Genomic DNA, 20,851 nt, shown 5'->3' with positions numbered 1-20,851 from the left:
CTTTACGGCTTCTTCTGGCCAAAGGCCTCGGCGAGCAGCTCGTACGAGCGCAGCCGGGCCTGGTGGTCGAACACCTGCGAGGTGATCATGAGTTCGTCGGCGCCGGTGCGCGCCACGAACGCTTCCACGCCCTGCTTCACGGTCTCGACCGAGCCCACCGCCGAGCACGACAGCACCGAGTCGAGCAGCGCGTTCTCGGCCGGCCCGACCTTCTGGCGGTAGTTCTCCACCGGCGGCGGCAGGCGCCCCGGGCGGCCGCTGCGCAGGTTCACGAAGGCCTGCTGCCACGAGGTGGCGCGGAACTCGGCCTCGGCGTCGGTGTCGGCCGCGAACACGTTGAAGCCCAGCATCACGTAGGGCTTGCTCAGCTGCGCCGAGGGCTTGAAGGTCTCGCGGTAGATCTGGATGGCCTGCATGATCTGCTGCGGCGCGAAGTGCGAGGCAAAGGCATACGGCAGGCCCAGGTGCGCCGCCAGCTGCGCGCCGAAGGTGCTCGAGCCCAGGATCCACACCGGCACCTCGAGCCCCGCGCCGGGCACGGCGCGCACGGCCTGCTGCGGGTTCTTCGACATGAAGTCCATGAGCTCCATCACGTCCTGCGGGAACTGGTCGGCGTCCGACTCCAGGTTGCGCCGCAGGGCGCGCGCGGTGCGCTGGTCGGAGCCGGGCGCGCGGCCCAGGCCGAGGTCGACGCGTCCCGGGTACAGCGACTCCAGCGTGCCGAACTGCTCGGCGATCACCAGCGGCGAGTGGTTGGGCAGCATCACGCCGCCGGCGCCGATGCGGATGGTGGAGGTGCCCGCGCCCACGTGCGACAGCAGCACGGCCGTGGCCGCGCTCGCGATGCCCGGCATGCCGTGGTGCTCGGCCAGCCAGTAGCGCGTGTAGCCCAGCTTCTCGCCGTGCTGCGCCAGCGACAGCGAGTTGCGGAACGACTGCGCGGCATCGCTGCCTTCGGTGATCGGGGAAAGGTCGAGGATCGAAAGCGGAATCATGGCGCGATCATGGCGCGAACCGCCCGATGCCGTCACGCGCGGGGCTATTCGGTTTGGTATAGCGTCGCGACGCTCGCGAAATCGCGCCCGTGCTGCGTCACATGGACCTGGAAGGGCACGCTCTCGCCCGGCGCGATGGCCGGCAGGTTCTCGATCAGCTTGAAGCCGGTCAACTGGTCGTTGCGGTCGCGCAGGCTGACCCACAGGCGCACCTTGGCCGCGATGGCCGTGCCGGGGTTCTTGACCGTGCCCGTGACCTCCACGCTCTTGTAGGTGAAGCGCTGGCTGAAGTTGAGCAGCACGCTGCCGGTGCCGGCCTGGGTGCCCGTCACCTGCACCTCCAGCGGCTTGCGCGGGCCGGGCAATGCGGCGCGGCGCATCGGCTTCCACTCGACGCGGGTCTGCGTGATGCGGTCCACGGCCTTGGGCTCCAGCAGGACCGGAAAGCGCTCCCCGGGGTACAGGTAGGCCAGCGCGTCGAGGCGCGTGGTGCCGTCGGCCGTGCTGCCGCCGAAGCGCGAGATCACGGCGCCGGGCGCGATGGCGATGGCGTCGGTGCTGCGGTTCACCAGCTCGGTCATGAACAGCGGCCGCTGGATCGTGCTGCGCCCCGCCACCAGCGGCAGCAGTTCGAGCTGCCGCGGGTCGAAGCGCTCGCTGTCGTCGGCCAGCAGGTCTTCGGTGCCCAGCCGCAGGTCGGGGTGGAAGGCCTCGGGCGCGCCGGCCGTGCGGATCACGCGGTCGGCGCTCAGCACCGTGGTGCGCGCGCCCGAGGGCGTGACCGTGCGGTAGCCGATGCGGTAGTCCCACGCCGCGATGGCGGCGCCGCGGCCGAAGCGGCTGAGGTCGACATCGATCGCCGTGCGTGCGCCGGGCGCCAGCTCGGACCCCGGCGCATGGCCGCGCCCGACGCCGATCACCTGGCCCGCGTCGTCGTACAGCGTGACCAGCGCCTCGATGCTGCCGAACGCCGGCGCACCAGGCACGCCCGCATGCACGAGGCGCCCGACCAGGCGCACGCGCTCGCCCTGTTGCACCAGCCGCACGCGCGAGAACGCCAGGCGCGGACCCTCGGCGGCGCTGCGGGGTTCGGACAGCTTCTCGACCGCCACGTCCTGCCGCGTGACGTTCGGGCCCGAGGGCAGGTCGACCAGCACGGGCGCGGACTCGCCGGGCATCAGCACGTCGATCGGCAGGGATTCGCTGCGCTCGTTCAACCGCGTGTCGCCGTCGTGGAACACCACCTTCAGGCTGGGGCGTTCGAGCGGCCGGCCGGTCTCGTTGCGCGCCAGCACCAGCAGCTTCGGCCGCTCGCCGACCAGCACCTGGCGCGGCTCGGAGAGCTTCAGGCCGTCGGTCGCGATGGTGCGCTCGACCATCGCGCGCGCCACCGAAGGCGCCTCGCTGCGTTGGCCCGAACCGAACAGCAGCATCGCGACCTGGACGGCCACCGCCACGCCGAGAAAGCCGATCACGACGAAGCCGACCGTGCGCACCATCTGCTTCTGGCGCAGCGCCTGTTCGGCCGCGATCTGCTGGCCGGCGTGGTGCTTGACCTGCTGCAGCACGCGCTCGAGGCGGTCGGACACGTCGTCTTCCACCAGCGACATCGAGCCGCAGTGCGCGCAGGTGTATTCGTTCAGGCCGGTGCGGCGCAGCGCGCTGCTGCCGCACTCGCCGCATTTGAGGGTCTGCAGGTCGATGCTCATGTGTCTTCTTTTTTGTCTTACCAGCCGAACACGTCGACGACGTTTTCGGCCGCCGCCGCACTGCCCAGCAGCGGCACGAGGCGCTCGACCAGGCGCGCGCGGTGCACCGGGTCGACCTCGCAGTCGTCCTCGTCGGTGAAGATGGTGTCGCCCGCTTCGTCCCACACTTGGCCGATGGTGCCCAGGCAGGCGGCCATCTCGAAGATGTCGGCGAAGAGCGGTTCGTCTTCCTCCCAGGCGCCCGTGCCGTGCATCGCGAACTGGATCGCGCCGGTGCGCAGGTCGAAGATGAACGGATCGGCGCCCTGGTCGGCCACCACCAGCCAATGCTCGGGCCAGTCGGCAATGCGCTCGCCGGTGATGCCGTGCCAGCGGTAGCCCGCCTGCAGCTGCCACAGGCGCGAGAGCGCGGGAATGCTGAACGGGTTGCCGGTGGTCGGCACCGTGAGGCCGGCGTAGCCCACGCGCTCGTTGACCCACTCGCCGAGCGGGCCGACCTGTTCGTAGAAGGTGGCGAGGGCGGCGGGCAAGGCCAGCTCGCCGTGCCAGTGCTCGGCGGCGGATTGCGGCGCCAGCGCGCCATGGGAAGCCAGGGCCGCGCGGGCCTGTTCGATCGATGCCACGGGGGTTGTTCTCCGTTCAGGTCAGGCGGGCGGCCTGCTGCAATGCGGTGCGCAGTGCGTCGATGTCGCCGGGTGCGACCTCGTGCACGCCCGGCACCCCGGCCAGGCCGCAGGCCGTCGATGCCACCACGGGCACGCCGGCCGCCACGGCGCGCAGCAATGCGCGCGGGGCGTGCTCGACGTGCGCGGGCAGCACGACGACGCTCGCACCGGCCAGCCAGTTGCCTTGCCAGTTCATGTGTTGAGGGGGTTCGATGCCCTGCCAGAGCCGCGCATCGTCCGAGGGCGCGCCGAGTACGCGCAGGCGGCACGGCCAGCCTTGCAGCGCGGCGGCGAGTTCACGCGCGCCCTTGCGCGCCAACGCGCTGGCGGCGAACACGACGAGCGGCGGTTCTTCGCGCTTGCTGTGCGTGGCCTTCACCTGCGGCAGCGCCCAGTCGAGCCGCTGCAGCGTGGCCTGCGGCGCGTACTGCGTCATGGCCTGCGCCACCCCGGCATGCGGCGTGACGACGACCGCCGCGCGCGCGAGCGCCAGCGCCTCGTCGCGCACCAGCGATGCATCTGCGCGGAAGTCGCGCAAGGTGGCGTCGCCGGGCCAGCGCTGCGACGCGGCATCGAGCTGCTTTTCAATGTCGGCCATCGGCAGTGCGCTGGCCAGCACGGTGATGCGGCGCCCGTCGAGCACGCCGAGGCGCTGCAGGTGCGGCAGCAGCGACTGCTCGACCACCAGGTGCGTGTGCGCAGGCGCCAGCCGCGCGGCGAAGGCCTGCGCGAGCCAGCGCTGGCCTTCGATCAGGCTGGCCTGGCGCCGACCCGCCTGCCGTGCCCAGAGCCGCTGCCAGACGGCGCGGCGCAGGCTCGCGGCCCATGCGGTGGTCACCGGTTCGTTCGTCGCGGGCTCGCGATGCCAGCCCGCAGCAGGCACGCGCCAGAACGCGAGCCGCAGCGGCACGGGCTGCATGCGCTGCGCCTGCGGATGCGCCTCGCGCAGGTGGCGTGCGAACTCCGGCGTCCAGCCATCGACGAGCACGGCGGTGCGCCCTTCGGCGCCGACATCGACCGGCGGACGGTGGCGAAAGCACGCCGTCTGGTCGCAGCTCAGGCAGCCGCGCGCCAACGGCAGCGCGGTGGGCGTGTCGTCGTTCGTGCGCCGCAGCGTGACGGGCTCGGCCGGCAGCGCCCGCGGCGTGCGCGCACGGATGCGCACTACGAGCTCCGTATCGGCCAGTGCCACTTCGAGCCGCCAGGCGTGCCGGGCGCGCAGCTTGACGTCGACGTAGTTCCAGAACACCGTCGCATCGACGGCATCGCTGTCCGGCGCATCGGCCTGCTCGATGCGCGCCGTGTGGCCGTGGCGCTCGACCAGCTCGAGGCCCGCGCGCACGGCCACCGTGGCCAGTGCGTTCGACAGCTGGCACAGCCCGCCGGCCAGCGTCGGCACCACGCAACCGCCGCGCACCTCGCGCCCGACCACGAAGCCGCGCCCGGCGCCCGGTCGCCCCAGCTGGCGCCAGAAGCTCAGCACTTCGCCGGCCGGCACCTCGATGGCGTCGAAGGCCGGCCGCGCCACGCGCAGGTTGTGCACCTTGCCGGCGACCAGCGGGAATTCGTCGGCCCGGCCGTCGGACCACAAGGGGGTTCGGTACTGCGCGAGCACCGGCGCATCGGCCAGTGCGTGTTGGCCTGTGGGCCAGCGCCGGGCCGAGGGCCGCAGGGTTTCGCGCAGGGCGTGGGCCGTGGCGAGCAGCCGCGAGCGCAGCCAGAAGTCGATCGCGTCGATGCGGCGCGGCGGCTGCCAGGCCTGCGCACTCACGCGGCGGGGCCTCGCTTGCGCCATTGGCCGAGGTCGGCTTCGATGCGCTCGTTGATGCTGCCGCTCCATTGCGCGCCGAAGCCGGCGTCGCGTAGCAGCTCGACGATGCGGCGGCCGACCACGACGGTGTTGGCTTCGCGCTGCGCGATCTCGGGGATCATGCCGCCGCTGAAGGCGAGGAACAGGCGGCCGTTGCGCACGGCGCCGTCCAGGTCCTGTGCGTGATAGAAGCAGCAGCCACGGATGCCCGACTCGAGCCTGCCCGCCGCGCGCCACTGCTCGCGCACGTCGTCGTGCCCGTCGGACAGCGTGTTGCCCGCGCGATGCAAGGCAATGATCTTCTCGCTGCGCAGCTGCGCGAACACGGCCTCGAGCCGGTCGTACTCGGTCTGCGCGGGCCACTGCGCCTCGGCGGCGCGCTTGGCGGCGCAGGCCCGCGTGGTTTCGGCCTTGATCCAGGCGCGGTCCTCGGGCGTGAGCTCATCCGGATCGAGGTACTCGTCGGTGATCATCCAGCCGATGTCGGCATCGGCATGGAAGCCGCTCCACACCAGGTCGTGGATGCGTCCGCGCGTGTCTTCGGGGTCGAGAGTGAGGGCCATGCGTAGTGGGTCGTCGCTTGGTCGGCGACGGATGTGCTTTCATTTTTTCGCGGTCGGAACGACGCTCGATTCTCGCGTGTCCGCACCACGGCGATGCGTTAATGCGAAAGCATGCGCTCTGGCGGCCATCCCTCCCGCGCCCAAATCATGAGGGATGCGCAAGGCCAAGGCAATGTGACTTTCGGCCAAGAATTCACGGTCATAGCCCATGAAAAAAGCCGACCCTGCGTTGGCAGGGCCGGCTTTCATGAAGACCTGGAACCTTCGCCGATCCCGTCGGCGAAGCGTTCTGGCTGTTGCTTACAGCGGCAGTGCGTCGCCGTGGGCGGCAGCGCGGGCGGCGGCGCGAACCGCAGCGCGGTCGACGGTGCTGGCGACGATCGGGGCCACGCCCGACGAAGCGCCTTCGGCGTACGGGTCGGCGCTGTGTGCGGCGGCGACAGCGTCGGCACGCACGGCGGCGCGGCTGGCGGTCGAGACGATCACTTGCGCGGGGCCTGCGTTGGCGCCGGTGGCGTAGGGGTTGGCGCTGTGCGCGGCCACGACGGCTTGGGCGGCGACGTCGGCGCGGCTGGCGGCCGAGGTCAGTTGATGCACGCCTTCATAGCTTTCGGCATGGGCGGCGCCGGCAACGGCCATCAGGGCAACAGCAACGGCGGAGAGGATCTTCGAGGCGGTCATTTGGATTTCTTCCTTCTTCAATTCAGTTCAAGTTCTTGCTTCGGATGTCGAACCGGTCTTGGGTGGGTCACCGCCCCTCTGTTCTTTTTCGGAGGGCGGCCACCTCGCTCGGGGCCCTGTTCACCCAGATCAGCTTTGAGGGCTGGTCCGTGAGATGAATTGTGCGCCTCGATCTAGGTAAAAACCCGTAGCAAAACGAACCACGGTGTTCACGGATTCGAAACAATTGAAGGGCAGAGGCGATGCTCAGGCGTTCGCGACCGCACTGCCAAAGAGCGCCAACGCCGGGGCGATCCGCTCGGCGGGCGTGTTGCCGAAGCCGAAGACGAAGCCCGTGCGGACCTGCTCGCTCAGGCAGTAGGCGGAGATCGCGGGCACATCGATGCGGTGCGCCAGCAGCGCCTGGGAAACCGCTGCATCGTCGATCGGCGTGCGCGAGATGGCCGACAGGTGCAGCCCCGAGCCGGTGGTCGACAGCTCGAAATCGCGCCCCACCAGCGTCCTGAAGCAGTGCTCCATGAGCTGCGCGCGTTCGCGATAGCGCACGCCCATGCGCCGGATGTGGGCCGCCAGCTGCCCGCTCGCCATGAAGTCGGCCACCACGCCCTGGGTCGGCATGGAGGCCTTGAACGAGAAGATCTGCGTGGCGCAGGCAAAGGCGTCCGCCAGGTCGGGCGGGACCACCAGGTAGGCCAGGTTGAGCGCGGGCGAGATGGAACGGTTGAAGTTCCCGATGTAGATGACCCGCCCCCCGTGGTCCAGCGCCGCCAGCGGAGGCAGCGGCCTGCCCCGGAAATGGAAGGCGTTGTTGAAGTCGTACTCGATCACCCAGGCATTGCGCTCGTGCGCCCACTGCAGGAGCGAGAGGCGCCGCTCCAAGGGCATCGTGCTGCCGAAGGGGAACTGGTTGGTGGGTGACGCCACGATCAGCCGCGCGTCGGGCGCATGGCTGTCGAACCGGCTGCTGTCCAGGCCCTGCAGGTCGATGGGCACGGGCACCAGGTCCGCGCCGAAGCCCATCAAGGCGGCAAGCCGGGTGATGTAGCCCGGGTCTTCCACGATGATGCGATCGCCGTGGTCGGTCAGCACCTGGCCTGCCAGCACGAAGCCCTGCGTCGTGCCGTCGACCACGAGCACCTGGTCCGGCAGGCAGGAAATGCCGTGTGCCTCACCCACATAGTCCGCGATCTGCTGGCGCAGTTCGGGCAGCCCCATCGGCGAGCCGTAGCCCAGCTCCGCGGCCGGTGCCGAGCGCCAGTACTGCGACGAGACCTTGGCGAACTGCTCGAAGGGCAGCTGGTCGAGCGCGGGCACGGTCGGGCTGAGGTCGAACGTGGCATTGCGCTCGGGCGGCAGCGCCAGTTCGGACATTGCCTGCGCGCGCCGCGAGATGTGCCGGGGCGCCGGTGCGGCGACAGGGGCGTTCGACGGTGCCCCGGCCGGCGCGCTGCACTCCTCGGGCAGCACGGCGGCAATGTAGGTGCCCGCCCCGACGCGGCCGCTGACATAGCCCTCGGCCAGCAGCCGTTCGTAGACCAGGACCACGGTGTTGCGCGACACGCCGAGTTCCGCGGCCAGCTGGCGGGTGGGCGGCAGCCGCGCGTTCTTGGAGATCCGCCCCTGCACGATGGCCTGGCGGATCTGCTCGAACACCTGCACGTGCAGCGGATCGGAGCCGCTGCGGTCCAGCGAGAGCGAACTCCAGGTCGGGTAGTTGAAGTGCCGCGGCATACGAGATCTCCATGCCGCCCGTGCCGGACAGGCTGCGGCGGCCTTCGAATATACGGCCCGGTCGCCCGCGCTAGGCGCCCGCAAGCATGCGCAGGACCTCCTCGTGGCGGCAGGGGTTGCCCGATGCGACCAGCCGATTGCCGGAGTAGATCGTGAGCGGGCGCCCCTCCCAATCGGTGATGACGCCGCCGGCGCCCTCGATCACCGGCACCAGCGCGCAGTAGTCGACCTCGCGATGGCGGCCGCAGTCGATGCCGATGTCGATCGTTCCGTTGGCGATGCAGCCGTACGCATAGCAGCTCGATCCGTACACGCACCATTTGGCGGCGCTGCGCAGCGTCTCGAACGCCTCGCGCTCGCGCGGCCCGAAGGGCTCCGGGTTGCTGCACGACACCAGCGCGTCGGCCAGCGACGGGCACTCGCGGCTGCGGATGCGCTGGCCATTGAAGGTGGACGGCTGGCCCTGCGCCCCGGCCCATCGGTCGTTGGTGATGGGGTGGTCGATCACGCCGATGATCGGCGTGCCGTGGCGCGCCAGCGAAATCAGCGTCCCGTAGATGGGAATGCCCGTGATGAAGGCCTTGGTGCCGTCGATCGGGTCGAGCACCCAGACGTACTCGGCATCGAGGTCCTGCCCCTCGAACTCCTCGCCGAGGATGCCGTGCGAGGGATAGCGGTGGCGGATCAGCGTGCGCAGCGTCTGCTCGACATGCTTGTCCACGACGGTGACGGGGCTGTCGTCCTCCTTGGACTCGAAGCCCCTGCGGCTGTACAGGTTCTCGCGCAGGATGGCGCCGCTGGCGTCGGCCAGCCCATGGGCGAAGGCGAGGAATTCGGCCATCGCCGACTCTGGAACGGAAGAAGTGGACACGCGGTCTCCTGGATCAAGTGGGCATGGGCCCGGTGCCGTGCTGCGCCGGCAAGTGGCGAAGATGGCGAGACATGCGGTGCTCCAGCCGCCGCACCAGGTGGTTGGCGGCGAACGCGAAGGCAAGGTAGATCAACCCGGCCGCAATGAAGATCTCGTAGGGTGCGAAGGTGCGCGCCACCAGGGTGTTGGCCACGCCCGTCAGCTCCGAGAGCGTGATGGCGCTGGCCAGCGAGGTGCGCTTGATCGTCTTGATCACCTCGTTGCCGTAGGCCGGCAGCGCCAGCAGCATCGCCCGCGGCAGGATGACGTGGCGGTACAGCGCGCCGAAGGACAGTCCGAAGGCCTGGCCGGCCTCGACCTCCCCGTGCGGCACCGCCTGGATCGCCCCGCGGAAGATGTGCACGGCGTAGGCCGTCGTGTTCAGCACGAAGGTGATGACGGCGCACCAGTACGGCTTGCGCAGGTAGGGCCAGGCCCAGCTGTCGCGCACCGCATCGATCTGGGCAATGCCGTAGTACACGATGAAGATCTGCACCAGCAGCGGCGTTCCCCGGAAGACCTGCGAGAACACCTCGACGGGCCAGCGCAGCCACCAGGCCTTCTGGACGCGCACGATGGCCAGCGGCACGGCCAGCAGCGTCGCGAGCACCATCGTGATCGCGAAGAGTTCCAGCGTGAGCAGCGCGCCCTGCCAGAGCACCGGAAGGCTCTCGACAATGAGTTCGACATCCATGGTCAGGCCGTCCTTTCGCCACGGGCACCGCGGCGTTCGAGCTGATGCAGCACGAGCGAACTCAGCACGGTCAGCATGAGATAGATGGCGCCGGCACTGAGGTAGAAGAACAGGGCGCGGCGCGTGTCGCTGGTGGCCAGTTCGGAGGCCTTCATCAGCTCGCTCAGCCCCACGATGGAGATCAGCGAGGTGTCCTTGAGTGTCGAGATCCAGATGTTGCCCAGGCCCGGCAGCGCCAGCCGCAGCATCTGCGGGCACTGGATCACGAAGAAGATCTGCAGGGTGCCCATGCCCACGGCCATGCCGGCCTCCACCTGCCCGCGGGGAATGGCCGTGAGCGCGCCGCGGAACACCTCCGAGGCGTAGCCGCCGAAGATCAGTGCCAGTGCAAAGACACCCGCCGGATACGGCGGAATCTCGACCATGCCCGCGTCGGGCCTGACCAGCGCGAGCAGCCGGCTCAAGACCACCGTGCTGCCGAAGTACACCATCAGGATCAGCAGCAGTTGCGGGATGCCCCGTATCGCCGTGATGTAGGCCTCGGCCAGCCAGCGCACCGCCCTGAAGCGGGACAGGCAGGCCGCCGCGCCCAGCAGCCCCAGCGCGATGCCGAACACCGACGACACCAGCGCCACCTCCACGGTGGTCCAGGCGCCCTGCGCGATGGTCGGCCCCCAGCCGTTGAACATGTCCATGGTGTCGTCAGCAATCAGTGGGCGGATTCGGTGGCGCGACGGCGTCAGTGCCAGACCGTGGGCAGCACACTGAAGCTCCAGTACTTCTGGTTGATCGCCTTGAAGGTCCCGTCGGCAAACATGCCCTTGAGCGCCGCGTTGATCTCGTCGCGCAGCGCCGTGGCTCCCTTGGGCAAGCCGACAGCCACGCCTTCGCCCAGGTACTTGGGCGCCTCGATCTCGGGGCTGACGAACTCGTAGTTGCGCCCTTCCGGCTTCTCCAGGAAGTCGGTGCGAACCTTCATGGGACTCACGAGCATGAGGTCGATGCGGCCGGCCACGAGGTCCAGCAGCATGTTCTCGGCCGAGTCGTAGCGCGTGATCTCGACGCCGGAGAACTCGCCCGCAAGGTAGCTGTCGTTCGTGGTGGCCCGCTGCACGCCCACCACCTTGCCCTTGAGCGCGCCTGCGTTGGGCGTGTTGTCGGGCTTCATCGGGAGCAGCCCCCCGTTCTTGCGGCCCACGAAGCGCGCCGTGGAGGCCCGGTAGGGAACGGAAAAGTCGATGCTCTTCTTGCGCGCCTCGGTGATCGACAGGCTCGACGTGACGACGTCGATCTTCCTGGAAAGCAGCGCGGGAATCAGCCCGTCGAACCCCAGGCAGACGAACTGCACGTTGGCGTTCATCCGCCGCCCGATCTCGCGGGCGATGTCGATCTCGAAACCCTTCAGCTCGCCCGACGCATCGCGGTAGTTGAAGGGCGGATAGGTGCACTGCACCCCGGCCTTGATCTCGCGGCCCATGGCGGCGACGGAGCACACGGCCAGCAGGCCTGCGAACAACCATTTCTTCATTTCGTCTCCAGTTCTTGGTTCGTGATGTCGTGGCTACAGAACGCTGTCGAGGAACTTGCGGCAGCGCTCGCTGCGCGGGTTGCCGAACACGTCGGCAGGCGCCCCGCGTTCCTCGATCTTTCCCTTGTGCAGGAAGGCGACCTCGGTCGAAACCTCGCGTGCGAACGCCATCTCGTGGGTGACCATCACCATGGTGCGCCCCTCCTCGGCGAGCAGGCGAATCACCTTCAACACCTCGCCCACGAGCTCGGGGTCGAGCGCCGACGTGGGCTCGTCGAACAGCAGCAGCTTGGGCTCCATGGCCAGCGCGCGGGCGATCGCGCAACGCTGCTGCTGGCCGCCCGAGATGTGGGCCGGATAGTGCCGCAGCCGATCGCCGAGCCCGACCTTCGCCAGCAGCGCTTCGGCCCGTTCCGTCGCTTCGCGGCGCGACAGCCCCAGCACCTTCATGGGCGGCATGGCCACGTTCTCCAGCACGGTCATGTGGCTCCACAGGTTGAAGTTCTGGAACACCATGCCGATGCCCGCGCGCAACCGGTTCACCTGGCTCTTGCTGGCGGGGCTCGACTGCCCTGCCGGCGACCGGCGCATGCGGATCTCCTCGCCATCGATGGCGACGGTGCCGGCGTCGGGCACCTCGAGCAGGTTGAGGCAGCGCAGGAAGGTGCTCTTGCCCGAGCCGCTGGCGCCGATCAGCGTGACCACGTCGTGCTCGTGGGCGCACAGGTCGATGCCGCGCAGCACGTCCAGCGCGCCGAAGCGTTTCTCGATGCCGGTGGCAGACACGATCTGCCTGCCTTGTTGTCGTTGGGGGTCGCTCAAGTGAGTTCCTTTTGAACGGTGCTGGCGCTTCGCCTAGAAGGTCCCGGGATAGGCCCCGCCGTCGAGCAGCAGATTCTGTGCGTTGATGTAGCCGGCATGGGCGCTGCACAGGAAGGCGCAGGCACGGCCGAACTCCATCGGATCGCCGAAGCGCGCGGCCGGGCTGCGGCCCTGCCATTCGGTCTGCTCCGCCTCGAACGAGCGCCCCGACCCGGCCGCGGCAGCCTCCACCGTGGCACGCAGGCGGTCGGTGGCGAACGAGCCGGGCAGCAGGTTGTTGATGGTGACGTTGCGATGCGCCGTGCGCCGCGCCAGGCCCGCCACGAAGCCGGTGAGCCCGCTGCGCGCGCCGTTGGACAGGCCCAGGATGTCGATGGGCGCCTTCACCGAGGACGAGGTGATGTTGACGATGCGGCCGAAGCCGCGATCCATCATGCCGTCCACCGTCGCCTTGATCAGCTCGATGGGCGTCAGCATGTTGGCGTTGAGCGCCACCATCCAGTCGTCGCACGTCCATTGGCGGAAGTCGCCCGGCTTGGGGCCTGCGGCATTGGTCACCAGGATGTCCGGCGCGGGGCAGGCCTCGAGGACGAGCGCCCGCCCCTGCACCGTGGTGACGTCGGCGGCCACCGTTCGTACGTGCACGCCGGTGGCCTCGCGAATTTCGTCGGCGGTGGCCTCGAGCGCCTGTGCGCCGCGCGCCACGATGGTGAGCGATGCGCCGTCTTCCGCCAGCGCGAACGCGCACGCCCGGCCCAGCCCCTTGCTCGCGGCGCACACCAGCGCCGTCTTGCCCTTGATTCCCAGATCCATGGCGACCTCTTGCCTCAGATGAAGTTCGCGGCGACCGTGCCGAAGCGGTCGAACGAGGATTGCACCCGCATGGCCTGCGAGGCGCGGTACTGCCGTGTGAAGGAGCCGGACATCACCTGCATCCCGGCCTCGAGGGCCAGGCCGAATTCGGCCAGCTTGTTCGCCAGCCACAGCACCGAGAGCAGCCCGCCGCCCTGCATGACCGCCGAGCCGGAGGCCGTCTCGCTGACGGCGCCGTCGACCTGCACCGTCACGTTGGCGCCGGCCAGGTCGCGGTTGTCGGCCGTCAGCGGCACGGCCGCCCCCGTCACATAGGCCTTTTGCTGCGCGTTGTCCGCCATGGCCAGCGCCAGGTTGCCGGCGAACGGACCGCGGACCTCCACGATCTCCAGGGCCGGTGCCGCATGCGTCACGGCGGCAGCGACCTCCTCCAGGCTCACGCCGGGTCCGCGCAGCGTCTTGCCGATGGTCAGGCACAGCTCGTTCTCGAAGCCCGGCGCGATCAGCTCGGAAAAGCGATAGGCCTGGCCGCTCGCATGCCGGCCGCTTTCCAGCAGATAGCCGAAGCAGGGCTCGTGCACCTGCTGCTGCACGCGCATGGCCTCGGCGGTGAGGCCGACCTTCCAGCCCGTCTGCCGCTCGCCCCCGGCCAGGCGCTTGTGCAACAAGGCCAGCTGCACTTCGTAGCCCTGCTGCAGGGAGAACTTCCCGGCCCATTCCGACGGCATGTGGCGTCCGTCCTCCATGGCTTGCCAAAGGGCGCCCGCAATGTCTTGGGTGTTCATCGCATCCTCATCGTGTGGTTGGGTGGTGTTCCAGGTAGGCGGCCAGGCGGCGAACGCCGTCGTCCAGGCGCGGCGTGCCGCTCGCGTAGCACCAGCGCAGGTAGCCTTCGCCCTCGGGGCCGAAGGCCACGCCGGGCGCCAGCCCCAGCCCGGCCTCGGCCACGAGCTGCTTGCAGAACGCGAGGCTGTCCGTCACGCCTTCGACACGGAAGAAGGTGTACATCGCGCCCCGCGCGGGCGCGGCGAGCTCGACCCCCGGCACGCTCCCCAGGCGCGCCGCCAGGTGGTCCCTGCCCTGGCGCAGCCGCTCGACGGTGCGGGCAATGGCATCTTCCCCGCGCGACAGGGCGACCACCCCCGCCGCCTGGACGAAGGGCGGCGCGCAGGTGCTGCTGTACTCGATCAGCTTGCCGATGTCGCCCAGCATCGCCGGCGGCACCACGATCCAGCCCAGGCGCCATCCAGTCATGCGCCAGGCCTTGGAGAAGGAATTGCAGCTGATGACCCGGTCCTCGGGCGTCGCGATGTCCAGGAAGGACGGCGCGCACGGCACATCGAAGCTGATGCGCTGGTAGACATCGTCGCTGACGATCCAGATGCCCAGGCGCCGGCAGTGCGCGAGGATGGTCTCCTGCGACTCGCGCGAGAGCGTCCAGCCCGTCGGGTTGTTGGGCGCGTTCAGCAGCAGCGCGCGGGTGCCCGGCCGAAGCGCTTCCAGAAGGCGCTGCTCGTCGAGCACCCAACCGGCCGCGGTGAACTGCAATGCGACGGTCTCGACGTGCGCGCCCAGCACCTTGGGCATCTCGACCAGGTTGGGCCACAGCGGCGTCACGGCCACGACGCGGTCGTCTGGGTTCAGCAGCGCCTGCAGGGCCAGCATCAGCGCGTGCGTGCCCGAACTCGTCACCGCCACCCGTTCGATGCCGATCGGGCCATGCCAGCGCGACAGGTAGCGGGCGATCTCCTCGCGCAACGCGGGCTCGCCCAGCGTCTGGACGTAGAAGGTGCGCCTGTTCTCGAGGGCGGCGATCGCAGCGCCGCAGATCTCGTCCGGTGTCTCCTCGTCGGGCTCGCCGAACCAGAAAGGCAGGATGTCCTTGCGGTCCATGCCCGCATTGGCGACCTCGCGGATCTTCGAGGACCGCAGGGCCTGGACTTCGGCGCGTGCGACGGTCGATGGCGGGCAATGGGAGGCGGCGCTCTGCATGTCGTGCTTGTCTCGGTGTTCTATGGCCTGCATGCTCCGACGCCGCACGGTGCGGGACAAGGACCAATTCCGTGCGCCGAAGCGGACCAATCGCGGCGAATCGGCCGGCAGCGATGCGCTGCTGAACGGCGCTATTTGGCAGAACGGCCGGCGCCAATGGGTTGATTGCCGCCGGGAATTGCCCCTCTGAACACAGTCATTGCCGTCGAAAAGGGGCTCACGTCAAACGCTTCCGCTGCGCTCAACGGCCAGACGAACAAAGAGGCTGCATTTCCTTGGCAAAACAGCACTTTCCCGGGCGCTACCGCCCATGGAGAGAATTCGAAATAAAAAGGGCAAAAAAAAGGCCTGCCTTCGAAAAGGCAGGCCTTCATTGAAAAGCTCGAGGAGCCGGTTTCAGAACGGAATGTCGTCGTCCATGTCGTCGAAGCCCGACGACGACTTGGCCGGCGCCTGGCGCGGCGCCGGTGCCGGGGCACGCGGTGCGGCTGCGGGCGCACGCGGGGCGTAACCGCCACCGCCGCCACCACCGCCACCTTGCGAATAACCACCGCCGCCGCCCCCGCCTTGCGAGTAGCCGCCGTCGTCTTCCGGACCGCCCGACGGGCCGCCCTGGCCCTGGCGGCTGCCCAGCATCTGCATCTGGTCGGCGCGGATTTCGGTGGTGTACTTTTCGATGCCGTCCTTGTCGGTCCACTTGCGCGTGCGCAGCGAACCTTCAACGTACACCTGCGAGCCCTTGCGCAGGTACTGGCCGGCGATTTCGGCCAGGCGGCCGTTGAACACGATGCGGTGCCATTCGGTGGCTTCGCGCATCTCACCGCTTTGCTTGTCTTTCCAGCGATCGGTGGTGGCCACGGTGACGTTTGCGACCTGATCGCCGCTCGGGAAAGTCCGCATTTCGGGGTCGCGCCCCAGGTTGCCGACGACGATGACTTTATTGACCGATGCCATATGCACTGCCCCTGATAAGTAGATGAAGGAGGAGGTTGAGAGGAACCCTCCATTCTGCCTGAGCCGAAATCGGCCCGGCGTCGGCCGGCCTGGGCGGGCCCGCCCGCCGCCGTCCATCCCCTGGTCATGACAGGCGGGGCCGGCCCCTCTATCATGTCCGGTTGCCCTCGGACGACCGCACCCCTTGAATTCACCCACCACTGAAGACACCCCGGAGCGTGACGCCTACCTTGGCGCCCTGCTCGCCCAGCAGCGCATCAGCATCCGCGGCGCGCGCACCCACAACCTGAAGAACGTCGATCTCGACATCCCGCGCAACAAGCTGGTGGTGATCACCGGCCTGTCGGGCTCGGGCAAGTCGAGCCTGGCGTTCGATACGCTGTATGCCGAGGGGCAGCGGCGCTACGTGGAAAGCCTCTCGGCCTATGCGCGGCAGTTCCTGCAGCTCATGGACAAGCCCGACGTCGACGTGATCGAGGGCCTGTCGCCCGCGATCAGCATCGAGCAGAAGGCCACCAGCCACAACCCGCGCTCGACCGTGGGCACGGTGACCGAGATCCACGACTACCTGCGCCTCCTGTACGCCCGCGCCGGCACGCCCTTCTGCCCCGACCATCACCTGCCGCTGCAGGCGCAGACGGTGTCGCAGATGGTCGACGCCACGCTGGCGCTGCCCGACGAGCCCCGCCTGATGATCCTGGCGCCGGTGGCGCGCGAGAAGAAAGGCGAGTTCCTCGAGCTCTTCACCGAGATGCAGGCCGCCGGCTACGTGCGCTTTCGCGTCGACGGGCAGACCTACGAATACAACGACCTGCCCAAGCTCAAGAAGACCGAGAAGCACGACATCGACGTGGTCATCGACCGCCTGCGCGCGCGCCCCGACATGCAGCAGCGCCTGGCCGAGAGCTTCGAGGCCGCGCTGCGCCTGGCCGAGGGCCGCGCCATTGCGCTGGAGCTGGGTGCAAAGCCGGAAAGCAGCGCCGATGGCGCTGCGGGGGCGCCCGACAAGGAGCACCTGTTCAACGCCAAGTTCGCCTGCCCGATCTGCCACTACTCGCTGTCGGAGCTCGAACCGCGTCTGTTCTCGTTCAACTCGCCCGTGGGCGCCTGCCCGAGCTGCGACGGCCTGGGCCACCGCGAGGTGTTCGACCCGGTGCGCGTGGTGGCGTTTCCGTCGCTGTCGATCGCCAGCGGCGCCATCAAGGGCTGGGACCGCCGCAACGGCTACTACTTCAGCATGGTCGAGAGCGTGGCCAAGCACTACAAGTTCGACGTCGACGCGCCCTTCGAGTCGCTGCCGGCTTCGGTGCAGCAGGTGCTGCTGCATGGCTCGGCCGCTGAAGAGATCAAGTTCAACTACACCATGGAATCGGGCAATTTCGCGGGCAAGAAGCTCACGAAGAAGCACCCCTTCGAGGGGATCATCCCGAACATGACGCGGCGCTACCGCGAGACCGACTCGGTGATGGTGCGCGAAGACCTCGCGCGCTTTCGCAACCAGCAGCCCTGCCCCGACTGCGGCGGCTCGCGGCTGCGGCGCGAGGCGCGCAACGTGTTCCTGGTGGACGACGCCGGGCATGTGGGCGCAAACGGCGGCGAGCCGCCGCGCATGGCCATCTTCGAACTCAGCCACCTCACGCTGCGCGACGCCTACGCCTGGTTCAGCACGCTCAAGCTGCGCGGCGCCAAGGCCGACATCGCCGACAAGGTGGTGCGCGAGATCGGCCTGCGCCTGAAATTCCTCAACGACGTGGGCCTGAACTACCTGAGCCTGGACCGCAGCGCCGAGACGCTCTCGGGCGGCGAGGCGCAGCGCATCCGCCTCGCGTCGCAGATCGGCTCGGGCCTCACGGGCGTGATGTACGTGCTCGACGAGCCCAGCATCGGCCTGCACCAGCGCGACAACGACCGCCTCATCGGCACGCTCAAACACCTGCGCGACATCGGCAACAGCGTGATCGTGGTCGAGCACGACGAGGACATGATCCACGCCGCCGACCACGTCATCGACATGGGCCCCGGCGCCGGCGTGCACGGCGGGCGCGTGATGGCGCAGGGCACCTACGCCCAGGTGTCGGCCAACCCCGAGTCGCTCACCGGCCAGTACCTCTCGGGCGTGAAGAAGATCGAGGTGCCCAAGCACCGCACCGCCTGGCTGCCGGCCGTGAAGAAGCCGGCCTTCAACGAAGGCAAGAAGCCCTCGCGCTTTCCGCAGAGCCCCGCGGCCGAGCGCCGCGCCGCGCGCGAGGCGGCGCACCTGGCTTCGCAGACCGACCTGCAGGAAATTCGCGTCGTCGGCGCCACCGGCAACAACCTGAAGAACGTGAGCGTCGCCTTCCCGGTCGGCCTGCTGACCTGCGTGACCGGCGTCTCGGGCTCGGGCAAGTCGACGCTGGTGAACGACACGCTCTACACCGCCGTGGCGCGCACGCTGTACCGCGCGCACGAAGAGCCGGCCGCGCACGAATCGGTGGAAGGCATCGAGTACTTCGACAAGGTCATCAACGTCGACCAGTCGCCCATCGGCCGCACGCCGCGCAGCAACCCGGCCACCTACACCGGCCTGTTCACGCCCATCCGCGAGCTGATGGCCGAGACCAACACCGCGCGCGAGCGCGGCTACGGCCCGGGCCGCTTCAGCTTCAACGTGGCCGGTGGCCGCTGCGAGGCCTGCCAGGGCGACGGCGTGGTGAAGGTCGAGATGCACTTCCTGCCCGACGTGTACGTACCCTGCGAGGTCTGCCACGGCCAGCGCTACAACCGCGAGACGCTCGAGGTCCAGTACAAGGGCCGGAACATCGCCCAGATCCTCGAGATGACGGTTGAGGTGGCGCACGAGTTCCTCAAGGCCGTGCCGACCATCGAGCGCAAGCTGCGCACGCTGCTGGACGTGGGCCTCTCCTACATCAAGCTCGGCCAGTCGGCCACCACGCTGTCGGGCGGCGAGGCGCAGCGCGTGAAGCTCGCGCTCGAGTTGAGCAAGCGCGACACCGGCCGCACGCTGTACATCCTCGACGAGCCGACCACCGGCCTGCACTTCGCGGACATCGAGCTGCTGCTGAAGGTGCTGCACCAGCTGCGCGACGCGGGCAACACCATCGTCGTCATCGAGCACAACCTGGACGTCATCAAGACCGCCGACTGGCTCATCGACATGGGCCCCGAGGGCGGTGCCGGCGGCGGCACGGTGGTGGGCGAAGGCACGCCGGAAGACATCGCGGCGAACGAGGCGAGCCACACGGGGCGCTACCTCAAGCGCCTGCTGTAGCCGCACCGCCAGCACGAATGCGCGGGCCGCGCCACAATCGCGGCCCATGCCTTCCTTCACCCCACGCCAGTTCGTTCTTCTCGTCCTCCTCACCCTCGCGTGGGGCTTCAACTGGCCGGTGATGAAGCTCGGCGTGGCCGACTACCCGCCGCTGGCCTTCCGCGCGATCTCGATCTGGCTGGGCGTGCCCGTGCTGGCGATCGCGCTGGTGGTGATGAAGGTGCCGTTCCGCGTGCCGCGCAGCGCGTGGCCCGAGCTGGTGTGGCTGGGCGCGACCAACATGTTCGTCTGGCACGCCTGCATCATCCTGGCGGTGAAGGCGCTGTCGGGTGGGCGCGCCGCGATCCTGGGCTACACGATGCCGGTGTTCTCGGCCGTCATCGGCGCGCTGCTGTTCTCGGCCGTGCTCACGCGCCGCGCGTGGACCGGCGTGGGCGCCTGCGCCATCGGTGTCGGGCTGCTGCTGTGGCACGAGCTCACCGACTTCGCGGGCCGCCCCGGCTACGTGGCACTGGCGCTGGTGGCCGCCGCCACCTGGGCGCTGGGCACGCAGCTGCTGCGCCACACGCGCATCGGGCTGCCCACGCTCACGCTCTCGTTCTGGATGACGGCCATGACGGCCGTGGTGATGACGGTGCTCTCATTGCTGTTCGAGCGCGACCAGTGGCGCTCGCCGGGCGCCGTGACCTGGGGATCGATCGCCTACAACGCGGTGCTGATCTTCGGCTTCGCGCACGCGGCCTGGTTCTACCTGGCGCGCGGCCTGCCGCCGGTGGCCTCGACCCTGAGCGTGATGTTCATTCCCGTGCTCGGCGTGTTCAGCGGCGCCGTGTGGCTCGGCGAGGTCGTGCACTGGCAGGACTGGGTGGCGGTGGCGCTGATGATGGTCGCCATCGCCTCGGTGCTGCTGCCTTCACGCAGCAGCAGCAGCACCGCGAAGGCCTGAGCTCAGGTCGTCGTCTGCACGTGCAGGCGGCTGGTCTTGCAGCGGTGCAGCGCGCGGTAGTGCTCCAGCGGCCGGCCGTTGGCGCCGTAGGCGATCGATTCGATGCGCAGCAGCGGCTCGGGCTGCGGCAGGTCGAGCAGGCGGCAGGTTTCCGCGTCGGGCAGCACGGCATCGATCCAGCGTTCGGCGCGCACCAGCCGCACGCCGTACTGGCGGCGCAGCACGTCGTACAGCGAGCGGTCGTCCAGCCGCGTGCGGTGCAGGCCCGGCGCCAGGTCGGCCGGCACCGCCGTCTCGACCAGCAGGCGCAGTTCGCCGTCGACGCTGCGCAGGCGCTTGAGGCCGACCACCTGCGCGTCTTCGGTGAGGCCGAGCGCGGCGGCTTCCTGCGCGGTGGCGGCGCGCAGTTCCTGCACGAGGATCTGCGTGCGCACCGAGCGGCCCTTGCGTTCCATCTCGTCGGAAAAGCCCAGCACCGTGGAGACGAAATCTTCGTCGCGCTCGCGCGCCGACACGAAGGCGCCGCGGCCCTTGATCTTGTAGATGAGGTTGTTGCGCACTAGGTCGGCCAGCGCCTCGCGCACCACGATGCGCGAGATGCCGAACTGCTCGCCCAGCTCGGCCTCGGACGGCAGCTTGGCGCCGATGGGCAGCACGCCCTGCAGGATCTGCAGCCGGATGGCGTCGCGGAACTGCGCCCACAGCGGCGATTCGGAGTTGCGGTCGAGGGAGGTCGTCGACACGGTGTCGGGGGCGGTGGAAAGGGTCAC

19 protein-coding genes are annotated in these 20,851 nt (G+C 69.2%); 2 read left to right on the top strand and 17 right to left on the bottom strand.

Features of this window, described 5'->3' with window-relative positions:
* Positions 1-2 precede the first annotated feature (2 nt).
* The 16 genes from AC07OH_RS22535 to ssb form a co-directional block, all read right to left on the bottom strand.
* Positions 3-995 carry an LLM class flavin-dependent oxidoreductase gene (locus AC07OH_RS22535; protein ID WP_447740419.1) on the bottom strand — a complete coding sequence of 331 codons (993 nt, stop codon included), beginning with the start codon at positions 993-995 and terminating at the stop codon, positions 3-5.
* Positions 996-1,039: 44 nt separating this feature from the next.
* Positions 1,040-2,704, bottom strand: a complete 1,665-nt coding sequence (locus AC07OH_RS22530) for an FxLYD domain-containing protein (protein ID WP_495302184.1) — start codon at positions 2,702-2,704, stop codon at positions 1,040-1,042.
* 17 nt (positions 2,705-2,721) lie between these two features.
* Positions 2,722-3,327, bottom strand: coding sequence for a hypothetical protein (locus tag AC07OH_RS22525; RefSeq protein WP_495302183.1), 606 nt, complete (start codon positions 3,325-3,327; stop codon positions 2,722-2,724).
* A 16-nt stretch (positions 3,328-3,343) separates the two neighbouring features.
* On the bottom strand, positions 3,344-5,140 hold the full coding sequence (locus tag AC07OH_RS22520) for a VanW family protein (RefSeq protein ID WP_495302182.1): 1,797 nt from the start codon (positions 5,138-5,140) through the stop codon (positions 3,344-3,346).
* Positions 5,137-5,742 carry a DUF6891 domain-containing protein gene (locus AC07OH_RS22515; RefSeq protein WP_390347156.1) on the bottom strand — a complete coding sequence of 202 codons (606 nt, stop codon included), beginning with the start codon at positions 5,740-5,742 and terminating at the stop codon, positions 5,137-5,139. Before AC07OH_RS22515 ends, AC07OH_RS22520 begins: the two co-directional genes overlap by 4 nt.
* Positions 5,743-6,042: 300 nt before the next feature.
* Entirely contained in the window at positions 6,043-6,423 is a 381-nt protein-coding gene (locus AC07OH_RS22510; protein ID WP_062480474.1) for a hypothetical protein, read from the bottom strand.
* 246 nt (positions 6,424-6,669) lie between these two features.
* Complete coding sequence (pdxR, locus tag AC07OH_RS22505; RefSeq protein ID WP_495302181.1) at positions 6,670-8,154, bottom strand: MocR-like pyridoxine biosynthesis transcription factor PdxR; 1,485 nt, start codon at positions 8,152-8,154, stop codon at positions 6,670-6,672.
* A gap of 70 nt (positions 8,155-8,224) precedes the next feature.
* Positions 8,225-9,025: an inositol monophosphatase family protein gene (locus AC07OH_RS22500; protein WP_495302180.1), complete on the bottom strand. Its 801-nt coding sequence runs from the start codon at positions 9,023-9,025 to the stop codon at positions 8,225-8,227.
* A gap of 13 nt (positions 9,026-9,038) precedes the next feature.
* Positions 9,039-9,758 (bottom strand): ABC transporter permease, encoded by a 720-nt coding sequence (locus tag AC07OH_RS22495; RefSeq protein WP_062480468.1) that lies wholly within the window; start codon positions 9,756-9,758, stop codon positions 9,039-9,041.
* A gap of 2 nt (positions 9,759-9,760) precedes the next feature.
* Positions 9,761-10,453 (bottom strand): ABC transporter permease, encoded by a 693-nt coding sequence (locus AC07OH_RS22490; RefSeq protein WP_495302179.1) that lies wholly within the window; start codon positions 10,451-10,453, stop codon positions 9,761-9,763.
* 44 nt (positions 10,454-10,497) lie between these two features.
* The gene (locus tag AC07OH_RS22485) at positions 10,498-11,286 is read right to left on the bottom strand and encodes a transporter substrate-binding domain-containing protein (RefSeq protein WP_495302178.1); all 789 of its coding nucleotides are present in this window, start codon (positions 11,284-11,286) and stop codon (positions 10,498-10,500) included.
* 33 nt (positions 11,287-11,319) lie between these two features.
* Positions 11,320-12,108 (bottom strand): ABC transporter ATP-binding protein, encoded by a 789-nt coding sequence (locus tag AC07OH_RS22480; RefSeq protein ID WP_495302177.1) that lies wholly within the window; start codon positions 12,106-12,108, stop codon positions 11,320-11,322.
* A 33-nt stretch (positions 12,109-12,141) separates the two neighbouring features.
* Complete coding sequence (locus AC07OH_RS22475) at positions 12,142-12,921, bottom strand: SDR family oxidoreductase (RefSeq protein ID WP_390347162.1); 780 nt, start codon at positions 12,919-12,921, stop codon at positions 12,142-12,144.
* Between the two features lie 14 nt (positions 12,922-12,935).
* Positions 12,936-13,706, bottom strand: a complete 771-nt coding sequence (locus tag AC07OH_RS22470; RefSeq protein ID WP_495302176.1) for a 2-keto-4-pentenoate hydratase — start codon at positions 13,704-13,706, stop codon at positions 12,936-12,938.
* 7 nt (positions 13,707-13,713) lie between these two features.
* Complete coding sequence (locus AC07OH_RS22465; RefSeq protein ID WP_495302175.1) at positions 13,714-14,913, bottom strand: pyridoxal phosphate-dependent aminotransferase; 1,200 nt, start codon at positions 14,911-14,913, stop codon at positions 13,714-13,716.
* A 396-nt stretch (positions 14,914-15,309) separates the two neighbouring features.
* Entirely contained in the window at positions 15,310-15,867 is a 558-nt protein-coding gene (ssb, locus tag AC07OH_RS22460) for a single-stranded DNA-binding protein (protein WP_062480453.1), read from the bottom strand.
* Positions 15,868-16,051: 184 nt separating this feature from the next.
* Here ssb and uvrA point away from each other — a divergent pair, with 184 nt between their 5' ends.
* Together uvrA and AC07OH_RS22450 are read left to right on the top strand one after the other, a co-directional pair.
* Positions 16,052-19,135 (top strand): excinuclease ABC subunit UvrA, encoded by a 3,084-nt coding sequence (uvrA, locus tag AC07OH_RS22455; RefSeq protein ID WP_495302174.1) that lies wholly within the window; start codon positions 16,052-16,054, stop codon positions 19,133-19,135.
* A 46-nt stretch (positions 19,136-19,181) separates the two neighbouring features.
* On the top strand, positions 19,182-20,081 hold the full coding sequence (locus AC07OH_RS22450; protein WP_495302173.1) for a DMT family transporter: 900 nt from the start codon (positions 19,182-19,184) through the stop codon (positions 20,079-20,081).
* Between the two features lie 2 nt (positions 20,082-20,083).
* Here the strand turns inward: AC07OH_RS22450 and AC07OH_RS22445 are convergent, their stop codons facing one another.
* The gene (locus AC07OH_RS22445; RefSeq protein WP_172438465.1) at positions 20,084-20,851 is read right to left on the bottom strand and encodes a GntR family transcriptional regulator; all 768 of its coding nucleotides are present in this window, start codon (positions 20,849-20,851) and stop codon (positions 20,084-20,086) included.

Source organism: Variovorax sp. GW821-FHT10C12, from assembly GCF_059415405.1.
The sequence above is the reverse complement of the archived record's forward strand: the minus strand, read 5'-3'. Positions and strand labels throughout refer to the sequence as shown.

What these genes read in the sequence shown, in the direction of transcription:
- AC07OH_RS22530 (WP_495302184.1), bottom strand. Translation starts at nt 2,704, where the DNA reads ATGAGCATCGACCTGCAGACCCTCAAATGCGGCGAGTGCGGCAGCAGC.
- ssb (WP_062480453.1), bottom strand. Translation starts at nt 15,867, where the DNA reads ATGGCATCGGTCAATAAAGTCATCGTCGTCGGCAACCTGGGGCGCGAC.
- AC07OH_RS22470 (WP_495302176.1), bottom strand. Translation starts at nt 13,706, where the DNA reads ATGAACACCCAAGACATTGCGGGCGCCCTTTGGCAAGCCATGGAGGAC.
- AC07OH_RS22490 (WP_495302179.1), bottom strand. Translation starts at nt 10,453, where the DNA reads ATGGACATGTTCAACGGCTGGGGGCCGACCATCGCGCAGGGCGCCTGG.
- AC07OH_RS22475 (WP_390347162.1), bottom strand. Translation starts at nt 12,921, where the DNA reads ATGGATCTGGGAATCAAGGGCAAGACGGCGCTGGTGTGCGCCGCGAGC.
- AC07OH_RS22495 (WP_062480468.1), bottom strand. Translation starts at nt 9,758, where the DNA reads ATGGATGTCGAACTCATTGTCGAGAGCCTTCCGGTGCTCTGGCAGGGC.
- AC07OH_RS22535 (WP_447740419.1), bottom strand. Translation starts at nt 995, where the DNA reads ATGATTCCGCTTTCGATCCTCGACCTTTCCCCGATCACCGAAGGCAGC.
- pdxR (WP_495302181.1), bottom strand. Translation starts at nt 8,154, where the DNA reads ATGCCGCGGCACTTCAACTACCCGACCTGGAGTTCGCTCTCGCTGGAC.
- AC07OH_RS22450 (WP_495302173.1), top strand. Translation starts at nt 19,182, where the DNA reads ATGCCTTCCTTCACCCCACGCCAGTTCGTTCTTCTCGTCCTCCTCACC.
- AC07OH_RS22510 (WP_062480474.1), bottom strand. Translation starts at nt 6,423, where the DNA reads ATGACCGCCTCGAAGATCCTCTCCGCCGTTGCTGTTGCCCTGATGGCC.
- AC07OH_RS22465 (WP_495302175.1), bottom strand. Translation starts at nt 14,913, where the DNA reads ATGCAGAGCGCCGCCTCCCATTGCCCGCCATCGACCGTCGCACGCGCC.
- AC07OH_RS22515 (WP_390347156.1), bottom strand. Translation starts at nt 5,742, where the DNA reads ATGGCCCTCACTCTCGACCCCGAAGACACGCGCGGACGCATCCACGAC.
- AC07OH_RS22485 (WP_495302178.1), bottom strand. Translation starts at nt 11,286, where the DNA reads ATGAAGAAATGGTTGTTCGCAGGCCTGCTGGCCGTGTGCTCCGTCGCC.